This is a genomic window from Pseudomonas sp. CBC3 (assembly GCF_037967085.1).
In the GTDB taxonomy this organism is placed as follows: domain Bacteria; phylum Pseudomonadota; class Gammaproteobacteria; order Pseudomonadales; family Pseudomonadaceae; genus Stutzerimonas.
The window spans coordinates 227,626-245,125 of sequence record NZ_JBANEO010000004.1; the positions used below are offsets into that span (position 1 = coordinate 227,626).

At 60.1% G+C, this 17,500-nt stretch carries 13 protein-coding genes; 5 read left to right on the forward strand and 8 right to left on the reverse strand.

Features of this window, described 5'->3' with window-relative positions:
• The first annotated feature begins 69 nt into the window (after positions 1-69).
• On the forward strand, positions 70-687 hold the full coding sequence (thrH, locus tag V6943_RS17830; RefSeq protein ID WP_131648925.1) for a bifunctional phosphoserine phosphatase/homoserine phosphotransferase ThrH: 618 nt from the start codon (positions 70-72) through the stop codon (positions 685-687).
• A 133-nt stretch (positions 688-820) separates the two neighbouring features.
• Here thrH and V6943_RS17835 read toward each other — a convergent pair whose 3' ends face one another.
• The 8 genes from V6943_RS17835 to rloA all read right to left on the reverse strand — a co-directional run bounded on the left by V6943_RS17835 (position 821) and on the right by rloA (position 11,691).
• Positions 821-1,501, reverse strand: coding sequence for a DUF7281 domain-containing protein (locus V6943_RS17835; protein ID WP_340554909.1), 681 nt, complete (start codon positions 1,499-1,501; stop codon positions 821-823).
• A gap of 128 nt (positions 1,502-1,629) precedes the next feature.
• Complete coding sequence (locus V6943_RS17840) at positions 1,630-2,850, reverse strand: phosphoenolpyruvate carboxylase (RefSeq protein ID WP_340554910.1); 1,221 nt, start codon at positions 2,848-2,850, stop codon at positions 1,630-1,632.
• A complete protein-coding gene (locus V6943_RS17845; protein WP_181104067.1) occupies positions 2,847-3,488 on the reverse strand; it encodes a hypothetical protein in 642 nt (213 codons plus the stop codon). The genes V6943_RS17840 and V6943_RS17845 overlap by 4 nt, the downstream gene beginning before the upstream one ends.
• Positions 3,488-7,162, reverse strand: coding sequence for an ATP-binding protein (locus V6943_RS17850; protein ID WP_340554911.1), 3,675 nt, complete (start codon positions 7,160-7,162; stop codon positions 3,488-3,490). The genes V6943_RS17845 and V6943_RS17850 overlap by 1 nt, the downstream gene beginning before the upstream one ends.
• 68 nt (positions 7,163-7,230) lie before the next feature.
• The gene (pabB, locus tag V6943_RS17855; RefSeq protein ID WP_340554912.1) at positions 7,231-8,577 is read right to left on the reverse strand and encodes an aminodeoxychorismate synthase component I; all 1,347 of its coding nucleotides are present in this window, start codon (positions 8,575-8,577) and stop codon (positions 7,231-7,233) included.
• Positions 8,578-8,636: 59 nt separating this feature from the next.
• Entirely contained in the window at positions 8,637-9,620 is a 984-nt protein-coding gene (locus V6943_RS17860) for an alpha-L-glutamate ligase-like protein (protein ID WP_131648919.1), read from the reverse strand.
• A 3-nt stretch (positions 9,621-9,623) separates the two neighbouring features.
• On the reverse strand, positions 9,624-11,150 hold the full coding sequence (rloB, locus tag V6943_RS17865; RefSeq protein WP_131648918.1) for an osmotic stress tolerance membrane protein RloB: 1,527 nt from the start codon (positions 11,148-11,150) through the stop codon (positions 9,624-9,626).
• A gap of 4 nt (positions 11,151-11,154) precedes the next feature.
• A complete protein-coding gene (rloA, locus tag V6943_RS17870) occupies positions 11,155-11,691 on the reverse strand; it encodes a retropepsin-like aspartic peptidase RloA (RefSeq protein ID WP_131648996.1) in 537 nt (178 codons plus the stop codon).
• A 276-nt stretch (positions 11,692-11,967) separates the two neighbouring features.
• On the opposite strand from rloA, the gene V6943_RS17875 reads away from it, so the two are divergent.
• The 4 genes from V6943_RS17875 to acnD all read left to right on the forward strand — a co-directional run bounded on the left by V6943_RS17875 (position 11,968) and on the right by acnD (position 17,457).
• Positions 11,968-12,690, forward strand: a complete 723-nt coding sequence (locus V6943_RS17875) for a GntR family transcriptional regulator (protein ID WP_256058998.1) — start codon at positions 11,968-11,970, stop codon at positions 12,688-12,690.
• On the forward strand, positions 12,687-13,574 hold the full coding sequence (gene prpB / locus V6943_RS17880; protein ID WP_131648916.1) for a methylisocitrate lyase: 888 nt from the start codon (positions 12,687-12,689) through the stop codon (positions 13,572-13,574). The genes V6943_RS17875 and prpB overlap by 4 nt, the downstream gene beginning before the upstream one ends.
• Positions 13,575-13,653: 79 nt before the next feature.
• A complete protein-coding gene (gene prpC / locus V6943_RS17885) occupies positions 13,654-14,781 on the forward strand; it encodes a bifunctional 2-methylcitrate synthase/citrate synthase (protein WP_340554913.1) in 1,128 nt (375 codons plus the stop codon).
• A gap of 72 nt (positions 14,782-14,853) precedes the next feature.
• Positions 14,854-17,457 (forward strand): Fe/S-dependent 2-methylisocitrate dehydratase AcnD, encoded by a 2,604-nt coding sequence (acnD, locus tag V6943_RS17890; RefSeq protein ID WP_340554914.1) that lies wholly within the window; start codon positions 14,854-14,856, stop codon positions 17,455-17,457.
• The last annotated feature ends 43 nt before the right edge of the window (positions 17,458-17,500 follow it).

The following is a 17,500-nucleotide window of genomic DNA, read 5'->3' on the forward strand; positions in this document are numbered from 1 at the left end:
GTCGCGTTGCACCGCTCCGCCCTTGTCGTTAGAGTGCCGCTTCAATTTTTCTGCTTTAAGGAGTGGCCCGTGGAAATAGCCTGTCTTGACCTGGAAGGTGTGCTGGTTCCGGAAATCTGGATCGCCTTTGCCGAGGCCACTGGAATCGAATCCCTCCGGGCGACCACGCGGGACATTCCTGACTATGACGTGCTGATGAAGCAGCGGCTGCGCATCCTTGACGAGCACGGTCTGAAATTGTCGGATATCCAGGCCGTCATCGCGACCCTGAAACCGCTCGACGGCGCCGTCGAGTTCGTCGACTGGCTGCGCGAGCGCTTCCAGGTTGTGATCCTGTCGGATACGTTCTATGAGTTTTCGCAGCCGCTGATGCGTCAGCTGGGCTTCCCGACGCTGCTTTGCCATCGCCTGATCACTGACGAATCAGGGCGTGTCGTAAATTACGAGCTGCGCCAGAAAGACCCCAAGCGGCAGTCAGTGATCGCGCTGAAGAGCCTGTACTACCGCGTCATCGCGGCGGGCGACTCCTACAATGACACCACCATGCTGTCCGAGGCGCACGCCGGCATCCTCTTCCATGCACCGGACAACGTCATCCGCGAGTTTCCGCAATTCCCGGCTGTGCATACGTTCGAGGCGCTGAAGCAAGAATTCCTGAAGGCGTCGAACCGAGAGCTATCGCTGTAAGCGCGACGGTTCAAGCGACGCAGCAGGAAGAATCGAGATCAGGTCGATGGCCAGCGACGAGCGGTGACAGGCTCGACTTGATCTTCGAGTGCCGTTTCAAGCTGCCGGTGAGTTGTGCCTCAGGCTCACACAGCTAGCGCATTACCAACTGTAAGTCTGCATCAAATGCCAGCATGTGCTGCTGTTTGATGCTCAACCGCTGCTCACGCATTGCCTGCCAGACGGGCTGCCAGCCATCCAGTTGCAGTTGATCCAGATGCTTGCTTTGGCGGTATTGGCGCTCGAAATGATCGCGGTGGCTTTTATCCAGTAGCACATTGCTGAGCGCCGGAACCAGCAGGCCGCGGGCTGGCGTGCTGATCGCGATTACCAGACCCGCCGGATCGAAATCGGCAAAGACATGCAGACTCACCGACTCGGGCAATTGTGCGAGCAGCTTTCGCGCGCCTCGGGCCAGACCGCCATGGCCTCGGTACAACACCAGGGCGTCGTTGAGCGTTTCTGGGATGCGGTACTCCTGCCACTGGTCAAAGCTGTCCAGGTTCTCTACCAACACGAGATTGCGAACCTGTGCCAAGGCTAGTCTGTCCAGCGGGACTCGTAGGCTGAGTTCTGCGGGCAACTGCGGCAGTGGCGCAGGCAGGTTACCCTTGACCAGTACGAAGTTATCGCCCGGGCGTTCCGCTCCTCGCTTGTCATCTCGGGATTGGCGGGCGATCTCCGTGCGATTACCGGCAGGCGGTGGCGTTATCGGGTCCCAGCCTTCTACCCGAAGAAAAAACGTACGCAGCGCCCGGTAATCGGCGTCGTTCAATTTTAGTTTTCCACTACGCGGCGTACCGATTTCAACGTGGCGGCGAATATCTTCCCAGATAGTGCCGAGCGTCACCGCGAGTGGTTTGTTCCGCACCGCACGGTGAACAGCATTGAGATGGCGTGTCTCTAAGCGAGCCACAGGGCAATGTCTCGCACGATGTAGTTGCCGCTGTAAATCGGATGGGACTCGCCCTGCAGGTCCAGTTCGAAATGGCTTTTCTGATCATCGGGCAGGGCGTCGTAGCCGCCGATCACCTGGTAGAGCCAGGATTCCGTTTCCCAGGGCAGCGCCTGTTGCGAATGCCAAGTCAGGGCTGTGACGGGGTGACCGTTCTCGATCACATGGCAGAGATAGTCCTGCACTGCTTCCTGAATCGGACTGGTCTGCACCTCGAAGCCTTCGACTTCCTGTAACAGCAACTCTTCCGCTTCTGGTAGCGGGGTGAGCATATTCTCCGCTTGTTGCGAGGCCTTGATTTGCGCGAGCAGGGCGAGCAGGTCGGCTTCATGACTACTGGCATGGATGTTAACTGCGGCTGGGCCCAGGGTAGGCGGGGCTAGGCTGAAAAGCTGCGGCAATTGTGAGCGGGCCGTGTGATTGCCGACCTGATAGTCCGGTTGCTGCTCGCCGTGCAGCAGCCAGCCCTTGAGCAACAGGGTGCGGCCTTGAATCTTTCGAAAGCGGCCCAGCAGCTCCAACAAACGGCCCTGGACGATACTCAGCTCCTGCGAACAGGCACTGACGCTGCGTTGCAGGCTGGCCACCAGTAGACGGCGTAGCTCTCTTAAATCGCCCGCGGTATCTGCTAGCTCCTGGAAATCGATCATTTCCAGCCCATTGAGCAGTTCGCTCACCTGCGACTGGGCCAGCTCGTTTTCGCGGATTTTCGCAGTCAGGCTGCCGACATAGCCGAACTCGTTATTGATCCGGCTCCACAGCACTCGAATGCTGTGGCTCAGCCCTTCGGTAAAGCTGTAGACGTGCTCGCGTAAATCGGCCAGATAGGCGTCTGCCGCCGGGAAGTCACCCTGGTGATGGGCTTCCTTGTAATGCGCCGCCAAGGTCTTGAACGTAACAAGTGTCGAGCCGGTGTTGGCGTCGATCTGCCGATTGCGGTCGTCGCGCAGCGCTTCCTCGAGTAGCGCGCGTACCACACGGCGCAAGTGCAGATCGGAGCCAGGCTCGGGGCGATACAGAATGCCGTCCTTGATCAGGCGCTCCTGTACGCCGGGCTCAAGGCTCTGGTCAGGCACAGAGCCCGCCAGATAGGCACCCATAATTGGTTCGGCATGGCGCCCCAGCTGGCGTAGGAAGCGCACGCCGGCCTGATGCAGGTTGTTATTCATATCAGATTGCCCTGGCTGGAGGCTTCGGCACGCTCCTCCAGTGCCAGCCCTTCTGCTTCATCGATGAAACGGATCACTTCGTAGAGGTAATCAAGCTTACCGGTGCCGAGAAATATCTGTTTGTCGGGATTTGGGCGCAACAGATAGCCCAGTTCGCACAGCTTTTTAAATACCTGCTTGATCTGAGCGTCGACGTTGCTACTGGTAGAGCGAAACAAGGCGTAATGGCTGATACGGTTGAGCTGCTCGCGGAACGCCGGCGTGTCTTCGACGATGCTTTGCAGTTCGTTGAGACGAATCGGGCTTCCTTCAGTCAGCGGGGCGTCCTGGGCGCTGGCTTCCTGTACCAAGACCAGCCACTCCGCGAGCGGCGTCAGCGCATTGCAAATGTCGCGGAATTGCTGGCTGACGATCCGTCGCTCGGCGTCTCCCAACTGGCGATAGCCGCAGAAGAACACGTCGGCGTCGGCAGCGCCACCGACCGTGGCGACAACTCGGTTGAGGGTGTTCAGGTACTCGTCCACTTGTTCGCGGTTGGCCGGGTTCTTCAAGAATCGCCAGCCCTCTTCATTGCTGGTCCGGCAGATGAAAGCCCCTTGCAGCAGCAATTCAATCACGTTGCCTTTGATGGATAACATTAGACGGTCTCCTCGGCCATGCGCGCCTTGAGGCGTTCGCCGATCACGTCCAGACGCGGTTTGACCACCTGCAGCTGGCGGGTCTGTTTGTTGACAATGTAGCGATTGGCAAACAGCGACAGCACTTCAGAGTCCGGGTTAGGGAAAGCGCCGAGGATGCGGATCGAGTTGTTGCCGCAAGCATCGAAGATTTTCTTCACGTTGGCGTGGTGTAAGGTGCCCAGCTCGTCGATCGGCCAATGAATAACCGCGGGCGCGTTACCTCGTAGCAGCCGAGTAAACGCCAGCAGAAACTTGCAGAGAATCAGATAAGCCATCCCGTGACTGGAGGATTCATTGAGCTGGCGGTCGGTGCGGATGACGAGATCGCTTCGGCCTTCACGTAGACGCAGTTCGATTTCCAATAAACCTGCAATACCGCTGTTCAACGCAGAGCGGCCAAGAACTTCCAATGCGCGGCGCATGCTGCCGGTGTAGTCGCCATTGGGCAGCTCGGCAAAGCCGCTTTCTTCCCAGGCTAGGTAGGCACGAGCGAAGGCACGCAGCTCCGGCCAGAACTCCAGTTCGGTGATGCGTGAGCGAATCGTCACCGCGGAATTGGATACGCCTTCGAGAAGCAGGTCCTCGCTGACTTCACGAGTGATGCGGGCGCTCTGGTTGGCGATGCGTTTATCGATATCCGTCAGAATGTCGAAGAAGGTAAACAGCTCGTTACCGAAGATCCGCCCTTGCTCGCGCAGGCCGTTGAGGCTTTGCGGAACCAGCTTGTTGAGCAGCTCGTCGAGCGCCGGTACCAGGCGGCGATAATCCAGGCTGGGGATGCCACGTTCGTTGATTCGGCTGCATTCTTCACGGCTGCGCTCCCAGGTTTCCGCCAGGCTGGAGCCGGACTTGCTTGCGATGAGGGTGTCGAAGCGGTCCACGTGCTGTTTGATGGCGGCGAGCAGGGCGTCGCGGTGATGCAGTTGTTCCTGGCCGTGCCGCAGACGCTCATCGAGCTCGCCTTCTGCGAGCGTGCCTTCGCGCGGCAGCTTGAGCTCGCCCAAACGACGCAGCAGTGTTTTCAGGCTGTCCAGCTGGTCGCCGACAATGCCTTGGGCCTGCTGAGCCTGTTGCTTCTGCTTTTCCAGAGCTCCGCGGTTGGCCTTGAACCGGGTGGAGGCGGCATCCAGCTGCTGCTTGAGATCGGTGGCCAGTACCTTCTGGCTGGTCAGCTCATCCTGCAGCCTGGGTTTGACCTTCAGCCAGCTCAACGCATACCACTCCTGGTAGCGGTTGACTTCGGCTCGGCGGGCTTCGGTGTCCCTGATGCGCTGGTCGAGCGTGCGCAGATCGGTTTTGAGCTGGATCAGCTGGGTTTCATCCACGCCGCGAGATTTCAGTTCGTTCTGGTACCACTGTTCACAGGCGGCCAGTTCGGTCTTACCAGTGCGACGCTGGTTGTCGATCTGGGTCTTGAGCTGCGTCAGCCGTTGATCCAGATCGCCGATGACCTGCTGCCAATGCGCAAGAGTTTCCATTCGTGCTTCCTGGAATTGCGCTTCCAGCTCTTCCTGCAGGTTTTCCTGTTCCAGCTGGAGTTGTTTGATCACATTGTCCAGCTCACTGAGCTGTTTCTTGGCTTCAAGTCGCCGTTCGGCTAAGGCAGTCTCCAGACGCCCCTTGAGCGCAGCACGTTCTTCCTTAAGCCGCTGATGATTGTCCTTGCGGTTCTGAAGCTCTGTACGTGCTACCACAAGGCGGGGGTTGAGCGCTTCCAGGACGGCGCTGGTTTCCGCCAGTTCCTGCTCCGTCTGCTGCTGCTGATGCTGCGCATCCTGCAGGTTGTCTTCGGCAAGTTGCAGGCGATGGCGCAACTCGACTTCGCTAGCCGCATGCTCCGGTGTTTCCAAGGCAGCCAGTTCGAGGTGCACGCCATACAGGCTATCGCTCTGCAGCTCGCTGAGTACGGGTTTCAGGTCGGTTCGCTGCAGCAGGGCAGGCTCGATCACCTTCCCCAGCTGCAATTCCCAACCAGGCTGTTCGCGGCGCAGGAATTCGAGCAAGGTATTCTGGCGTGGGTAGAGGAGCTGTTCGGCTTCATCTCGCGTCCGCTGACGCTCGGCCACGCGGCGAGCGGCCAGGTTGAGTTGCTGGCTGCCTCCTTCTCGCTGTCGCAGCAGCTTGCGTTCTTCTTGAATCAGGGTATCCAGCGTCTGGCTGGCTTCTTCTCGCTTGTGTTCGGCATCATCCAGGCGGCGGTCGAAAATGTTCAGGCTAAGGACTTCTTCCTCGCTGTAGCTGAAACTGGCGATCTGCTGTTCCAGGCTGCGCTGCTCTAGCTGGACGGCGTGTTTCTGCTCGCGAAAGCGACCATCAGCTTCCTGTTGGCGATTTCCGAAAGATTTTTCCAACTGGCCAATGGCGCTGTTCTTCTGTTGGTTGCGTGCGGCCAGCTCGTCGTGCAGTTGACGCTCCTGATCGTGCAGGCGTTCCAGCGCTTCCTGCTGTTGCTCCTGAATCTCCTGTTTGCGCTCCAGGTAAGCGTTCTGAACGTCCGCATGCTGCTCGGTAAGCAGTCGCAAGCGCTCCTTGAGATTGTTGAGTTCAAGCTTCCAGCCATCGAGCTTTTCCAGGTCGGCCTTGGCCTGATCGATGTTGACGTCAAGGTAACCCTGATATTGCTCCTCGATGTGGGTCAGCTGAGTTTCTGCGCTTTCAATTTGGCCTTGGGCCTGGGAAAGCGAGAGGGAGAGCTCGTCGCGCTCGTCGCGCCACTTTTCTTCAAGCTGCTTGAGCGCGAAACCGGTCTGTTCGAGCGTGTCCTTGAGTTGTTCCTGGCGCGCAAACAGCACGGGCTCGTCAGTGCGATAGGCCAGCAGCAGGCCGCTCAGGCGAGCCTCGCAGCTTTGCAAGTCTTGATGATCGCCTTCCAGCCGGGCGAACTCCGGTCGAATCGCATCGAAGCCCTGGATCAGCTGGCTGTCGCGAATCCAGTCCTCGACCCGCTGGGGGTTCAGGTGAGTAGTCGGCGGTGTCACACCATCCTCTTCGAGAATGGCCGCGATCATCGACTTGATAGTCTCCATCTTGCCTTCGCGCGAATGTACGGCGCGCACCAGCTTTTCGATATGCCGTAGAGAATGCTCGCCCGCGCACAGGGAGAATTGGCGAGCCAGACTGCGTAGCTCGCTGCGCTGGTTGTCGGCAGCGAGCAGGCTGCGATCGTTTTGAATGATCGCGCGGAACTGACGAGTATTCAGCTGATTGGTCGTGGCCACACCCATCTGTTTGAAGTGGCGGCCCAGCTCATTCATGGTCAGACAGCTGATGCGGTCGCCCTGGCGGTTCTTGATGTAATCGTCCAGTTCGAACGCCTTGTGCACCAGGCGATAGTCGACACCCCGGCCGTCACTGGCGGCTGCGAGCACGGCCTGACACAGCTCGTCGTCCATGCGCCGGTACTCGAACACGATGAAGCTCTGGTCCGTCGGTAGATACCAGCGCTCGAAACTGTCGCGGGTGGAGGGCACCACGCGGCTCGGATATTCGCCATAAAACACCGGTACCAGGCGCTGGAGGGTGGTTTTACCGGAAGCGTTGGTACCGCAGATGTTGGTGTGATCATCCACCACCAGCTCGACCACACCCTTGAGGTGGGTGTTTATGAGAATGATGCGATTCAGGCTGGGCATTGGGTTTCTTCTATCAATGGTTATGTGTCCGACCGTGGACGGCAATTCGAGCCATGCCTGGCGCATGGTTAATGAGGGATGGTTTCCAGCACTTCCATTAGCACCTTGACCTTGCCTATGGACTCCTCGTATTCCGCTTGCCAATCGGAGTCTGCGACGATTCCGCCACCACCCCAGCAGGTAACCTGCTGGTCTTTTATCAGCAGGGTACGGATGGCGATGGAGCTGTCCATTTCGCCGCGAACGTCGATATACAGCAGAGAGCCACAGTAAATCGAGCGACTGGTGGCTTCCAGTTCGTCGATGATCTGCATCGCGCGGATCTTCGGTGCGCCTGTGATCGAACCGCCGGGAAAGCTGCCAGCAAGAAGATCGAACGCGTCCTGACCATCGCCCAGGGTCCCGCTGACGCAGCTGACCAGGTGATGCACGTTGGGATAGCTTTCCAACGCGAAGAGCTCAGGCACCTGCACGCTGCCGATTCGGCAGCTGCGGCCGAGGTCGTTGCGCATCAGGTCGACGATCATTAGATTTTCCGCTCGATCCTTGTCGCTTGCCAGCAGTGCCTGAGCTTGCTCCGCATCGGTGTGCGGGTCCATACCCCTTTGGCGGGTGCCCTTGATCGGCCGGGTTTCAACGCGACCTTCCTCTAGCCGAAGAAAGCGCTCTGGTGAAAAGCTGGCAATAGCACCACCGTCGAGCGCGATAAAGCCAGAAAAAGGCGTGGGGCAGACGTTACGCACACGACGATAAGCATCCCACTCATCGCCCTGACAGGGCGCCTGGAAGCGCTGGGCAAAGTTCACCTGATAGCAATCGCCTTCCTGGATATAGCGCTGGATCTTCTCGACGGCCTGCTTATAGCCGTTAAGCTCGAGTTCGGCAGTGAACTTCGCTTGGAGCTCGAATGGCTGGCGTTCATATTCGGCATCGGTCTCGAATAACCGTATCAGGCGCTGGCGGTCTGTATCGCCAAGGTTGGGATGAAATACCAGATGGCTGCGCTTGAGCTGATGATCATTGATCAATGCCCACGGGTAGAGGCCGAACCGGGCGGCGGGTAGCGTCAGGTCATCCAGGGCACGGTTCGGTAATGCCTCGAGCCGTCTGCCGAAGTCGTAGGCCAGCAGGCCGATCAAGCCACCCGCAAAGGGTAAGGGGCAATCGTCAGGGATGTCGGCGCGGCCAAGCAGCTCGAGCGCCTGGCGCAGGCGCTGGAAAAAAGCTGCACCGGATTCGTTTGCGCCGGGCTCGAAGATGCTGAGCGGCCAGGCGCTGAGCAGATCATAGCGACCACGCTCGGCGACTGGCCTGCCGGAGTCCAGCAGCACCGCGCCGTGGGCGTGACGAATTCGCTCGAACCAGCTCGCGGGATCAGGTTTGTATTCGAGGGCGTATAGGGTACAGACAGGCATTGGCGATGATTGGCTGGACAGGAGCGCCCGACCGCTGAGGGTCGGGCGAGAGCGGTAAGCTAGTCGTGGGCTGGAATATGCCCGAACAGCTGTTGGGCGAATGCCACTCGCTCTTCCGGGGTCTCCTGGATGCCTTTTTCCTTAAGCTGGGCGATGCGCGATTCTACCGCATGCGCCCGGTGAGTCAGACCGCAGTCATTGGCAATCTGGATGTTCAGGCCAGGGCGTGCGTTGAGCTCGAGAATCAGTGGGCCCTTGTCCTGGTCGAGCACCATGTCGACGCCGATGTAGCCCAGCCCGCACAGCTCATAGCAGCCGGCGGCGAGCTTCATGAAGCCGTCCCAGTTGGGTAGCTGCACGCCATCCACCGCGTTGGTGGTGTCGGGGTGCTTGGTGATCTTGTTGTTCAGCCAGGTGCCGCGCAGGGTGATACCAGTGGCCAGATCCACGCCGACGCCGATGGCGCCCTGGTGCAGGTTGGCCTTGCCGCCGGACTGGCGGGTCGGCAGGCGTAGCATGGCCATGACCGGGTAGCCCATCAGTACGATGATGCGGATGTCCGGCACGCCTTCGTAGCTGATGCTCTTGAAGATCGGGTCCGGCGTAACGCGGTATTCGATCAGCGCCCGATCGCGGTGTCCGCCCAGGGAGTAGAGCCCGGTGAGGATGTTGGAGATCTGATGCTCGATCTCCTCATGGGTGATGATCTTGCCCGAAACCGTCCGGTAGCGGCCCTCGAATCGATCGGCGATCACCAGAATGCCGTCTCCACCAGCGCCCTGTGCCGGCTTGACGACGAAATCGGGGCGCCCCTTTACGATGTCCTTGAGCTTCTCGATATCCTTCTCGGTCTCGATGATGCCGTACATTTCCGGCACATCGATACCGGCTTCGATGGCCCGTTCCTTAGTGATGATCTTGTCATCGACGATCGGGTACAGATTGCGCTTGTTGTACTTGAGCACGTAGTCCGCGTTGCGGCGGTTGATGCCCATGATGCCCTTGGCTTCCAGGGCCTTCCACGTCTTGATCAGACCGAACATGGCTCAATCCTTCAGAAAGGCTTTGAAACGGAACAGCTCGGTCAGGCGGTAGCCACGATAGCGACCCATGGCCAGCATGAAGCCCACCATGATCAGCAGCACTGCCGGGAAGGTGAAGATGAAGTAGGTCAGTTCCGGGATGTTCATCAGCATGAACGCCAGGCTTGCCGCGATCAGGGTGCCGACCGCCACCTTGAAGGCATGACCGCCACCGCGTTCTTCCCAGGTGATCGACAGGCGCTCGATGGTCATGGTCAGGATCACCATTGGGAACAGCGAGACGGAGAGTCCGCGCTCCAATCCAAGTTTGTGGCTCAGCAGGCTGATCACTGCAATCAACACGACGACGAACGTGAGTACGACCGAGAGACGCGGCAGCATCTGCAGCTTGAGGTGTTCGAGATAAGAGCGTAGGGACAGACCAAGCGCGGTAATGAGGGTAAACAGAATGATGCCGAAGCCAATCTGGGTTTCACGGAAGGCCAGGGCGATCAGTACCGGGGTGAAGGTGCCCAGCGTCTGCAAACCGCCGAGGTTGCGCAGAATCAGAATCACCAGTACGCCGATCGGGATCATGATCATGATCTGGTAGGTCTGCTGAGTCTGCAGCGGCAGGCCATACAGCGAGTATTCGAGGAAGTCCGCGTCGGTGTTCTCATCCGTCAGCTTCGCCAGGCGGATGGCGTTCATCTCGCTGCTGTTGAGGGTGAACGTCACTTGCGCGTTACGCCCACCTTCGAGAGTCAGGAGCGGTTCGCCACCGGTCCACCAGACCAGACGATCCTTCGGCAGACCCTGCTCGCCGGTTTCCGGATTGAAATACAACCATTTGTCACCGTTGAAGCTGCGCAGCCAGAGCTCGGGCGTTTGCGCCATATCGGCGAGCAGGCGAACGGTGTGCACGCGCTCCATCGGCACATGGGCGATGGACAGCAGCAAATCGATCACGCGGGCCTTGTTCGGAGTCGACGAGTCGCCGCCGAGCAGCAGCTTAACGTTGTCATCATCGACATTGTTTACACGCTTGATAGCTTCGCTGATGAAGGTCTCGACATCGGCCGAATGCTGGCGGATCGGTGAGAGCAGGGCCTCGGCAGCAATTTTTTCGGCCCCTTCGACCGGAATGCTGTCGCGGAAGATCGGGCCGGTGGCCGCGGTTTGTTCGCCGCTGTAGCGTCTGGTGAGCACCAGGCGGTAGTAGAGCGTCTGATTACCACTGGCGCGCCGCGCCGACCAGGTGACACGACGGTTGCCGTCGGCGCGGTTGATGCTGACACCGTAATTGTTGGAGATGAAGCTTTCGTTGAGGCTAACGAACTCCTGGTTCAGCGGAGGTACGTACATCTGCAGCTTCACGGGCTCGCGCGGGCTGGCCTGGAACTCGACTTTGGCGTCGATATTCCATAGGTCATCGGTTTCGTCTTCGGTAATCGGGATGCCGAGGACGAAAATCTGGTACGCGGTGATCGCGATGCCCAGCGTGACGAGCAGGAAAATCAGGACTTTGAGATGCAGGGTAAGGGCGCGCATGGAATTACTCGTCAGCGTCGGATTCGATAATGCAGCCGGGTTTGCCAGCAGCGTACTTAAGGCTTGGATCGACCAAGGCACCGAAGCGAGTAAGCGCATCGGAACCTATTAAAAGTGGATATTGGAATGCACTTCTGTCCGTGAGGTTCACTTCAATGCTGCGTTTGGCCTTGCCCATGCACAGCTCGAGCTCCACGACGGGGCGCGGTGTATAGGTTTTTTCTTCTTCTGGATCGAAGTCTCCAGCGCGACGTTTGATCTTGCTGATGCGCTGCAGCGGCAGCTCGATCGGGTGGTCATGAGCCTCGTCGACGGCGAGGTAGAAGCGAACCCACTCCTTCCCTTTGCGCTTGAAGTTTTCGATATCGCGCGCGCTGAGCGAGGCGGTTTGCGCGCCCGTATCGAGTTTCGCGGGTAGCTCGATACCAAAGTTGGGTAGAGCGACATGTTCGTTCAGGCCATAGATGGTTTTGCCATCCGCCTGGGCGAAGAGCGGGGAGGCCAGAAGGCACAGCGACAGAAGGAAGGGTTTGGCGCTCATAGGTCCAGGATTAGTCGAGTCGGAAAGCATGGGCGGAACGGCAGCCCGTGAGCTTGGAGGGCATGGCGAGGCGAGCGCCAGGCGCGGAATACCGGCGCATTCTACATGTCCGTTCGTTCGCCCGACTAGGCTTATGCCTTGAGCTCGGCTGCGTAAAGTCATCGATACCAATCGCGCCTCGCTGGCCATATTGTCGACAATCTACTTTCGTCCCATTGACCATCTGGCGATTAAGGGCGTAATTTATTGCCAATTGTTATCCGTGGTGTCAACAATATGCTCGATACCGTCGAAAACCTCCGTTCTGATCAATTAGATAGCGGAACCCTGTCCGAACACGTGTTCCGGCTGATCCAGGCGGCCATCGTCAAGGGCGATATCGCACCCGGCAGCAAGATTTCCGAGCCGGAGCTGGCGCGCACCTATGGCATCAGTCGTGGGCCGTTGCGCGAGGCGATCCACCGCCTGGAAGGGCAGAAGCTGCTAGTGCGGATTCCCCATGTGGGCGCACGGGTTGTTTCCCTCAGCCATGCCGAGCTGATCGAGCTCTACGAGATCCGCGAATCCCTGGAGGGCATGGCCTGTCGGCTGGCCGCCGAGCGCATGAGCGACGCCGAGATCGAAGAGCTGCGGCGCGTGCTGAGCACGCATGAGCGCGATGAGGCCTTCCAGGCGGGCGTCGGTTATTACCAGCAGGAAGGCGATTTCGATTTTCACTACCGGATCATCCAAGGCAGTGGCAATCGCACCCTGGCCAAGTTGCTCTGCGACGAGCTTTATCAGCTGGTGCGCATGTATCGCATCCAGTTTTCCACCACGCCGAACCGGCCGCATCAGGCCTTCGCCGAACATCACCGAATCCTCGATGCCATCGCCGAGCGCGATGGCGAATTGGCGGAGCTGCTGATGCGCCGTCATATCGCGGCTTCCAAGCGCAACGTCGAGCGTCACTTCCAGGGCGTTCTCGAACAAACACCATATGAAAGGGGCAATGCATGACTCTTCCTACTGCCGGTCAGCGTTTCCGTGACGCCGTGGCCAGTGAGCACCCGCTGCAGGTCGTCGGCGCGATCAATGCCAACCATGCGCTGCTGGCCAAGCGCGCCGGCTTCAAGGCCATTTACCTGTCCGGTGGCGGTGTCGCGGCCGGTTCGTTGGGACTGCCGGATCTTGGCATCACCGGGCTCGACGATGTGCTGACCGATGTGCGCCGCATCACCGATGTCTGCGATCTGCCGCTGCTGGTGGATGTCGACACCGGTTTCGGCTCCTCGGCCTTCAACGTGGCGCGTACCGTCAAGTCGATGATCAAGTTCGGCGCGGCGGCGATCCATATCGAGGACCAAGTTGGCGCCAAGCGCTGTGGCCATCGCCCGAACAAGGAGATCGTTTCCCAGCAGGAGATGGTTGACCGCATCAAGGCGGCGGTGGATGCGCGCACTGATGACAGTTTCGTGATCATGGCGCGCACCGATGCGCTGGCAGTGGAGGGGCTGGAGTCCGCCCTCGAGCGTGCCCAAGCCTGCATTGAGGCGGGCGCTGACATGATATTCCCCGAGGCCATCACCGAGCTGTCGATGTACAAGACATTTGCCGATCGCGTGAATGCGCCGATCCTGGCCAATATCACCGAGTTTGGAGCGACGCCGCTGTATACCACCGAGGAGCTGGCCAGCGTCGACGTCTCTCTGGTGCTCTATCCGCTATCGGCCTTCCGCGCCATGAACAAGGCGGCGGAGAACGTCTACACCGCGCTGCGCCGTGACGGCACGCAGAAGAACGTGATCGATACCATGCAGACCCGCATGGAGCTGTACGACCGCATCAACTACCACGCTTTCGAGCAGAGCCTCGATGCGTTGTTCGCTCAGAAGAAGAGCTGAGCGCGTCCGGTTCCGGCAGAACCGTCGGAGCCTTCCACCGATGTGCGATATCCAGAATAAATCCAATAAGGAGATAACCATGGCTGAAGCAAAAGTATTGAGCGGGGCGGGCCTGCGCGGTCAGATCGCTGGACAGACCGCTTTGTGTACCGTCGGCAAGGAAGGCGCCGGTCTGACCTATCGCGGTTATGACGTTCGCGATCTGGCTGCCGTGGCCGATTTCGAGGAAGTGGCCTACCTGCTATTCCACGGGGAGCTGCCCAATGTCGAGCAACTGGCGGCTTACAAGAACCGCCTGAAGACGCTACGCGATCTGCCGCAGGCGCTGAAGGAAGTGCTGGAGCGCATACCGGCCAGCGCTCATCCGATGGATGTCATGCGTACCGGCGCTTCGGTGCTCGGCACTCTGGAGCCGGAAGTCAGCTTCGAGCAGCAGCGTGACGTCGCCGAGCGCCTGATGGCCGCATTCCCGGCGATCATGTGCTACTGGTATCGCTTCACCCACGACGGCGTACGCATCGAGTGCACCAGCGACGAAGACACCCTGGGCGGGCATTTCCTCGCGCTGCTGCACGGCAAGAAGCCGAGCGACCTTCACGTCCGGGTGATGAACGTCTCGCTGATCCTCTATGCCGAGCACGAGTTCAACGCCTCGACCTTCACCGCGCGGGTCTGTGCTTCGACCCTGTCCGACCTGTACTCCTGCGTGACCGGCGCCATCGGTTCGCTGCGTGGCCCGCTGCATGGCGGCGCCAACGAGGCGGCCATGGAGCTGATCGAGCGCTTCAATACTCCCGAAGAGGCCCGCGAAGGCCTGTTGGGCATGCTCGAGCGCAAGGAAAAGATCATGGGCTTCGGTCACGCCATCTACAGCGTTTCCGATCCGCGCAACGAAGTCATCAAGGTCTGGGCTGAGAAATTGGCCGAGGAAGTCGGCGATACCGTGCTGTATCCGGTATCGGTAGCTGTCGACGAGACCATGTGGGAGCAGAAGAAGCTCTTCCCCAACGCCGACTTCTACCACGCTTCGGCCTATCACTTCATGGGCATCCCCACCAAGCTGTTCACGCCGATCTTCGTCTGCTCGCGTGTCACCGGCTGGGCGTCCCATGTGTTCGAACAACGCAGCAACAACCGGATCATTCGGCCGAGCGCCGATTACATCGGTCCGGAACAGCGCAAGGTCGTACCGATCGCCGAGCGCTGATCGGAAGAGGGGAGGCCCGCAAGGGCTTCCCTTCCTTGCTTTACGGAACATTTCTGATTGAGTTCTTCCGGCATGAATACAGAACACCGCAAACTCCTGCCTGGCACCGTGCTTGACTACTTCGACACCCGCGAGGCAATCGAAGCGATCCAGCCGGGCGCCTACGACACGCTGCCCTATACTTCCCGCGTGCTGGCCGAACAGCTGGTGCGTCGCTGCGAGCCGGCGATGCTGACCGACTCGCTGAGCCAGATCATCGAGCGCAAGCGCGACCTGGACTTTCCCTGGTACCCGGCCCGCGTGGTCTGCCACGACATTCTCGGCCAGACCGCGCTGGTGGACCTGGCCGGTCTGCGCGATGCGATCGCGGAGCAGGGCGGTGATCCAGCCAAGGTCAACCCGGTGGTGCCGACCCAACTGATCGTCGATCACTCGTTGGCGGTGGAACATGCCGGCTTCGATCCGGATGCCTTCGAGAAGAACCGTGCGGTGGAAGAGCGTCGCAACGAAGACCGCTTCCACTTCATCGAGTGGACCAAGACTGCATTCAAGAACGTCGATGTGATCCCGGCCGGCAACGGCATCATGCACCAGATCAACCTGGAGAAGATGAGCCCGGTAATCCAGGCGCGCGGCGGCGTCGCCTTCCCGGATACCTGCGTCGGCACCGATTCCCACACCCCTCACGTCGATGCCCTGGGCGTGATCGCCGTCGGTGTCGGCGGCCTGGAAGCCGAGACCGTCATGCTCGGCCGCCCCTCCATGATGCGCCTGCCCGATATCGTCGGCGTCCGGTTGACCGGCAAGCGTCAGCCCGGTATCACCGCTACCGATATCGTCCTGGCGCTGACCGAGTTCCTGCGCAACGAGCGCGTGGTCGGGGCCTGGGTGGAGTTCTTCGGCGAAGGTGCCGACAGCCTGTCCATCGGCGACCGCGCCACCATCTCCAACATGTGCCCCGAGTATGGCGCCACGGCGGCGATGTTCTATATCGATCAGCAGACCATCGATTACCTCAAACTCACCGGTCGCGAGCCGGAGCAGGTGGCGCTAGTCGAGAATTACGCGAAAACCACCGGCCTCTGGGCCGATGCGCTGATCAGCGCCGAATACGAGCGCGTGCTGGAGTTCGATCTGTCGACCGTGGTGCGCAACCTGGCCGGCCCGTCCAACCCGCATCGCCGCCTGCCGACCAGTGCGCTGCAGGAGCGTGGTATCGCCAGCGACGCTCAACTGGCGGCTGCCCAGGCGGAAGAAGCCAAAGGCCTAATGCCCGATGGCGCGGTGATCATTGCCGCCATCACCAGCTGCACCAACACCTCCAACCCGCGTAACGTGGTCGCGGCCGGTCTGGTGGCGCAGAAGGCCAATGAACTGGGCCTGCTGCGCAAACCTTGGGTCAAGACATCCTTCGCGCCGGGCTCCAAAGTCGCCAAGTTGTACCTGGAAGAAGCCGGCCTGCTGCCGGAGCTGGAAAAGCTCGGCTTCGGCATCGTTGGCTACGCCTGCACCACCTGTAACGGCATGTCTGGTGCGCTGGACCCGAAAATCCAGCAGGAAATCATCGACCGCGACCTGTACGCCACGGCCGTATTGTCCGGCAACCGCAACTTCGACGGCCGCATCCATCCCTATGCCAAGCAGGCGTTCCTCGCCTCGCCGCCGCTGGTGGTCGCCTATGCCATCGCCGGCACCGTGCGCTTCGATATCGAGCAGGATGTGCTGGGCCATGACGCCCAAGGCAACCCTGTCACCCTCAAGGATCTGTGGCCGAGTGACGAGGAGATCGACGCCATCGTCGCAGCCTCGGTCAAGCCTGAGCAGTTCCATCAGGTCTACATTCCGATGTTTGACCTGGGCAATGTGGAAGAGGCCGAAAGCCCGCTGTACGACTGGCGCCCGATGTCCACCTACATCCGCCGTCCGCCGTACTGGGAAGGCGCGTTGGCCGGCGAGCGCACGCTCAAGGGCATGCGCCCGCTGGCGGTGCTGCCGGACAACATCACCACCGACCACCTATCGCCATCCAACGCCATCCTGCTGGATAGCGCCGCTGGCGAATACCTGCACAAGATGGGCCTGCCGGAAGAGGACTTCAATTCCTACGCGACTCACCGGGGCGACCACCTCACGGCGCAACGCGCCACCTTCGCCAATCCGCAGCTGGTCAATGAAATGGCCGTCGTCGATGGACAGGTGAAGAAGGGTTCGCTGGCGCGCGTCGAGCCGGAAGGCACCGTCATGCGCATGTGGGAAGCCATCGAAACCTACATGAACCGCAAGCAGCCGCTGATCATCGTCGCTGGCGCCGACTACGGTCAGGGTTCGTCCCGTGACTGGGCGGCCAAGGGCGTGCGCCTGGCGGGTGTGGAGGCCATCGTCGCCGAAGGCTTCGAGCGCATCCACCGCACCAACCTAGTAGGCATGGGCGTGTTGCCTCTGGAGTTCAAGCCGGGCACCGACCGCAAGACCTTAGGGATAGACGGCACCGAGACCTATGACGTGATCGGCGAGCGTACGCCGCGCGCAACGCTGACGCTGGTCATTCATCGTCGTAACGGTGAGAGCGTCGAAGTGCCGGTGACCTGCCGTCTGGATACTGCCGACGAAGTGTCGGTCTACGATGCGGGAGGCGTGCTGCAGCGCTTTGCCAAGGATTTCCTAGGGCAGGCCTGAGCGCGTTTTCGCTGATCGATCTCCTGCTGTCGACGACAGCAGA

What these genes read in the sequence shown, in the direction of transcription:
- V6943_RS17840 (WP_340554910.1), bottom strand. Translation starts at nt 2,850, where the DNA reads ATGAATAACAACCTGCATCAGGCCGGCGTGCGCTTCCTACGCCAGCTG.
- V6943_RS17845 (WP_181104067.1), bottom strand. Translation starts at nt 3,488, where the DNA reads ATGTTATCCATCAAAGGCAACGTGATTGAATTGCTGCTGCAAGGGGCT.
- V6943_RS17850 (WP_340554911.1), bottom strand. Translation starts at nt 7,162, where the DNA reads ATGCCCAGCCTGAATCGCATCATTCTCATAAACACCCACCTCAAGGGT.
- pabB (WP_340554912.1), bottom strand. Translation starts at nt 8,577, where the DNA reads ATGCCTGTCTGTACCCTATACGCCCTCGAATACAAACCTGATCCCGCG.
- V6943_RS17860 (WP_131648919.1), bottom strand. Translation starts at nt 9,620, where the DNA reads ATGTTCGGTCTGATCAAGACGTGGAAGGCCCTGGAAGCCAAGGGCATC.
- rloB (WP_131648918.1), bottom strand. Translation starts at nt 11,150, where the DNA reads ATGCGCGCCCTTACCCTGCATCTCAAAGTCCTGATTTTCCTGCTCGTC.
- rloA (WP_131648996.1), bottom strand. Translation starts at nt 11,691, where the DNA reads ATGAGCGCCAAACCCTTCCTTCTGTCGCTGTGCCTTCTGGCCTCCCCG.
- V6943_RS17875 (WP_256058998.1), top strand. Translation starts at nt 11,968, where the DNA reads ATGCTCGATACCGTCGAAAACCTCCGTTCTGATCAATTAGATAGCGGA.
- prpB (WP_131648916.1), top strand. Translation starts at nt 12,687, where the DNA reads ATGACTCTTCCTACTGCCGGTCAGCGTTTCCGTGACGCCGTGGCCAGT.
- prpC (WP_340554913.1), top strand. Translation starts at nt 13,654, where the DNA reads ATGGCTGAAGCAAAAGTATTGAGCGGGGCGGGCCTGCGCGGTCAGATC.
- acnD (WP_340554914.1), top strand. Translation starts at nt 14,854, where the DNA reads ATGAATACAGAACACCGCAAACTCCTGCCTGGCACCGTGCTTGACTAC.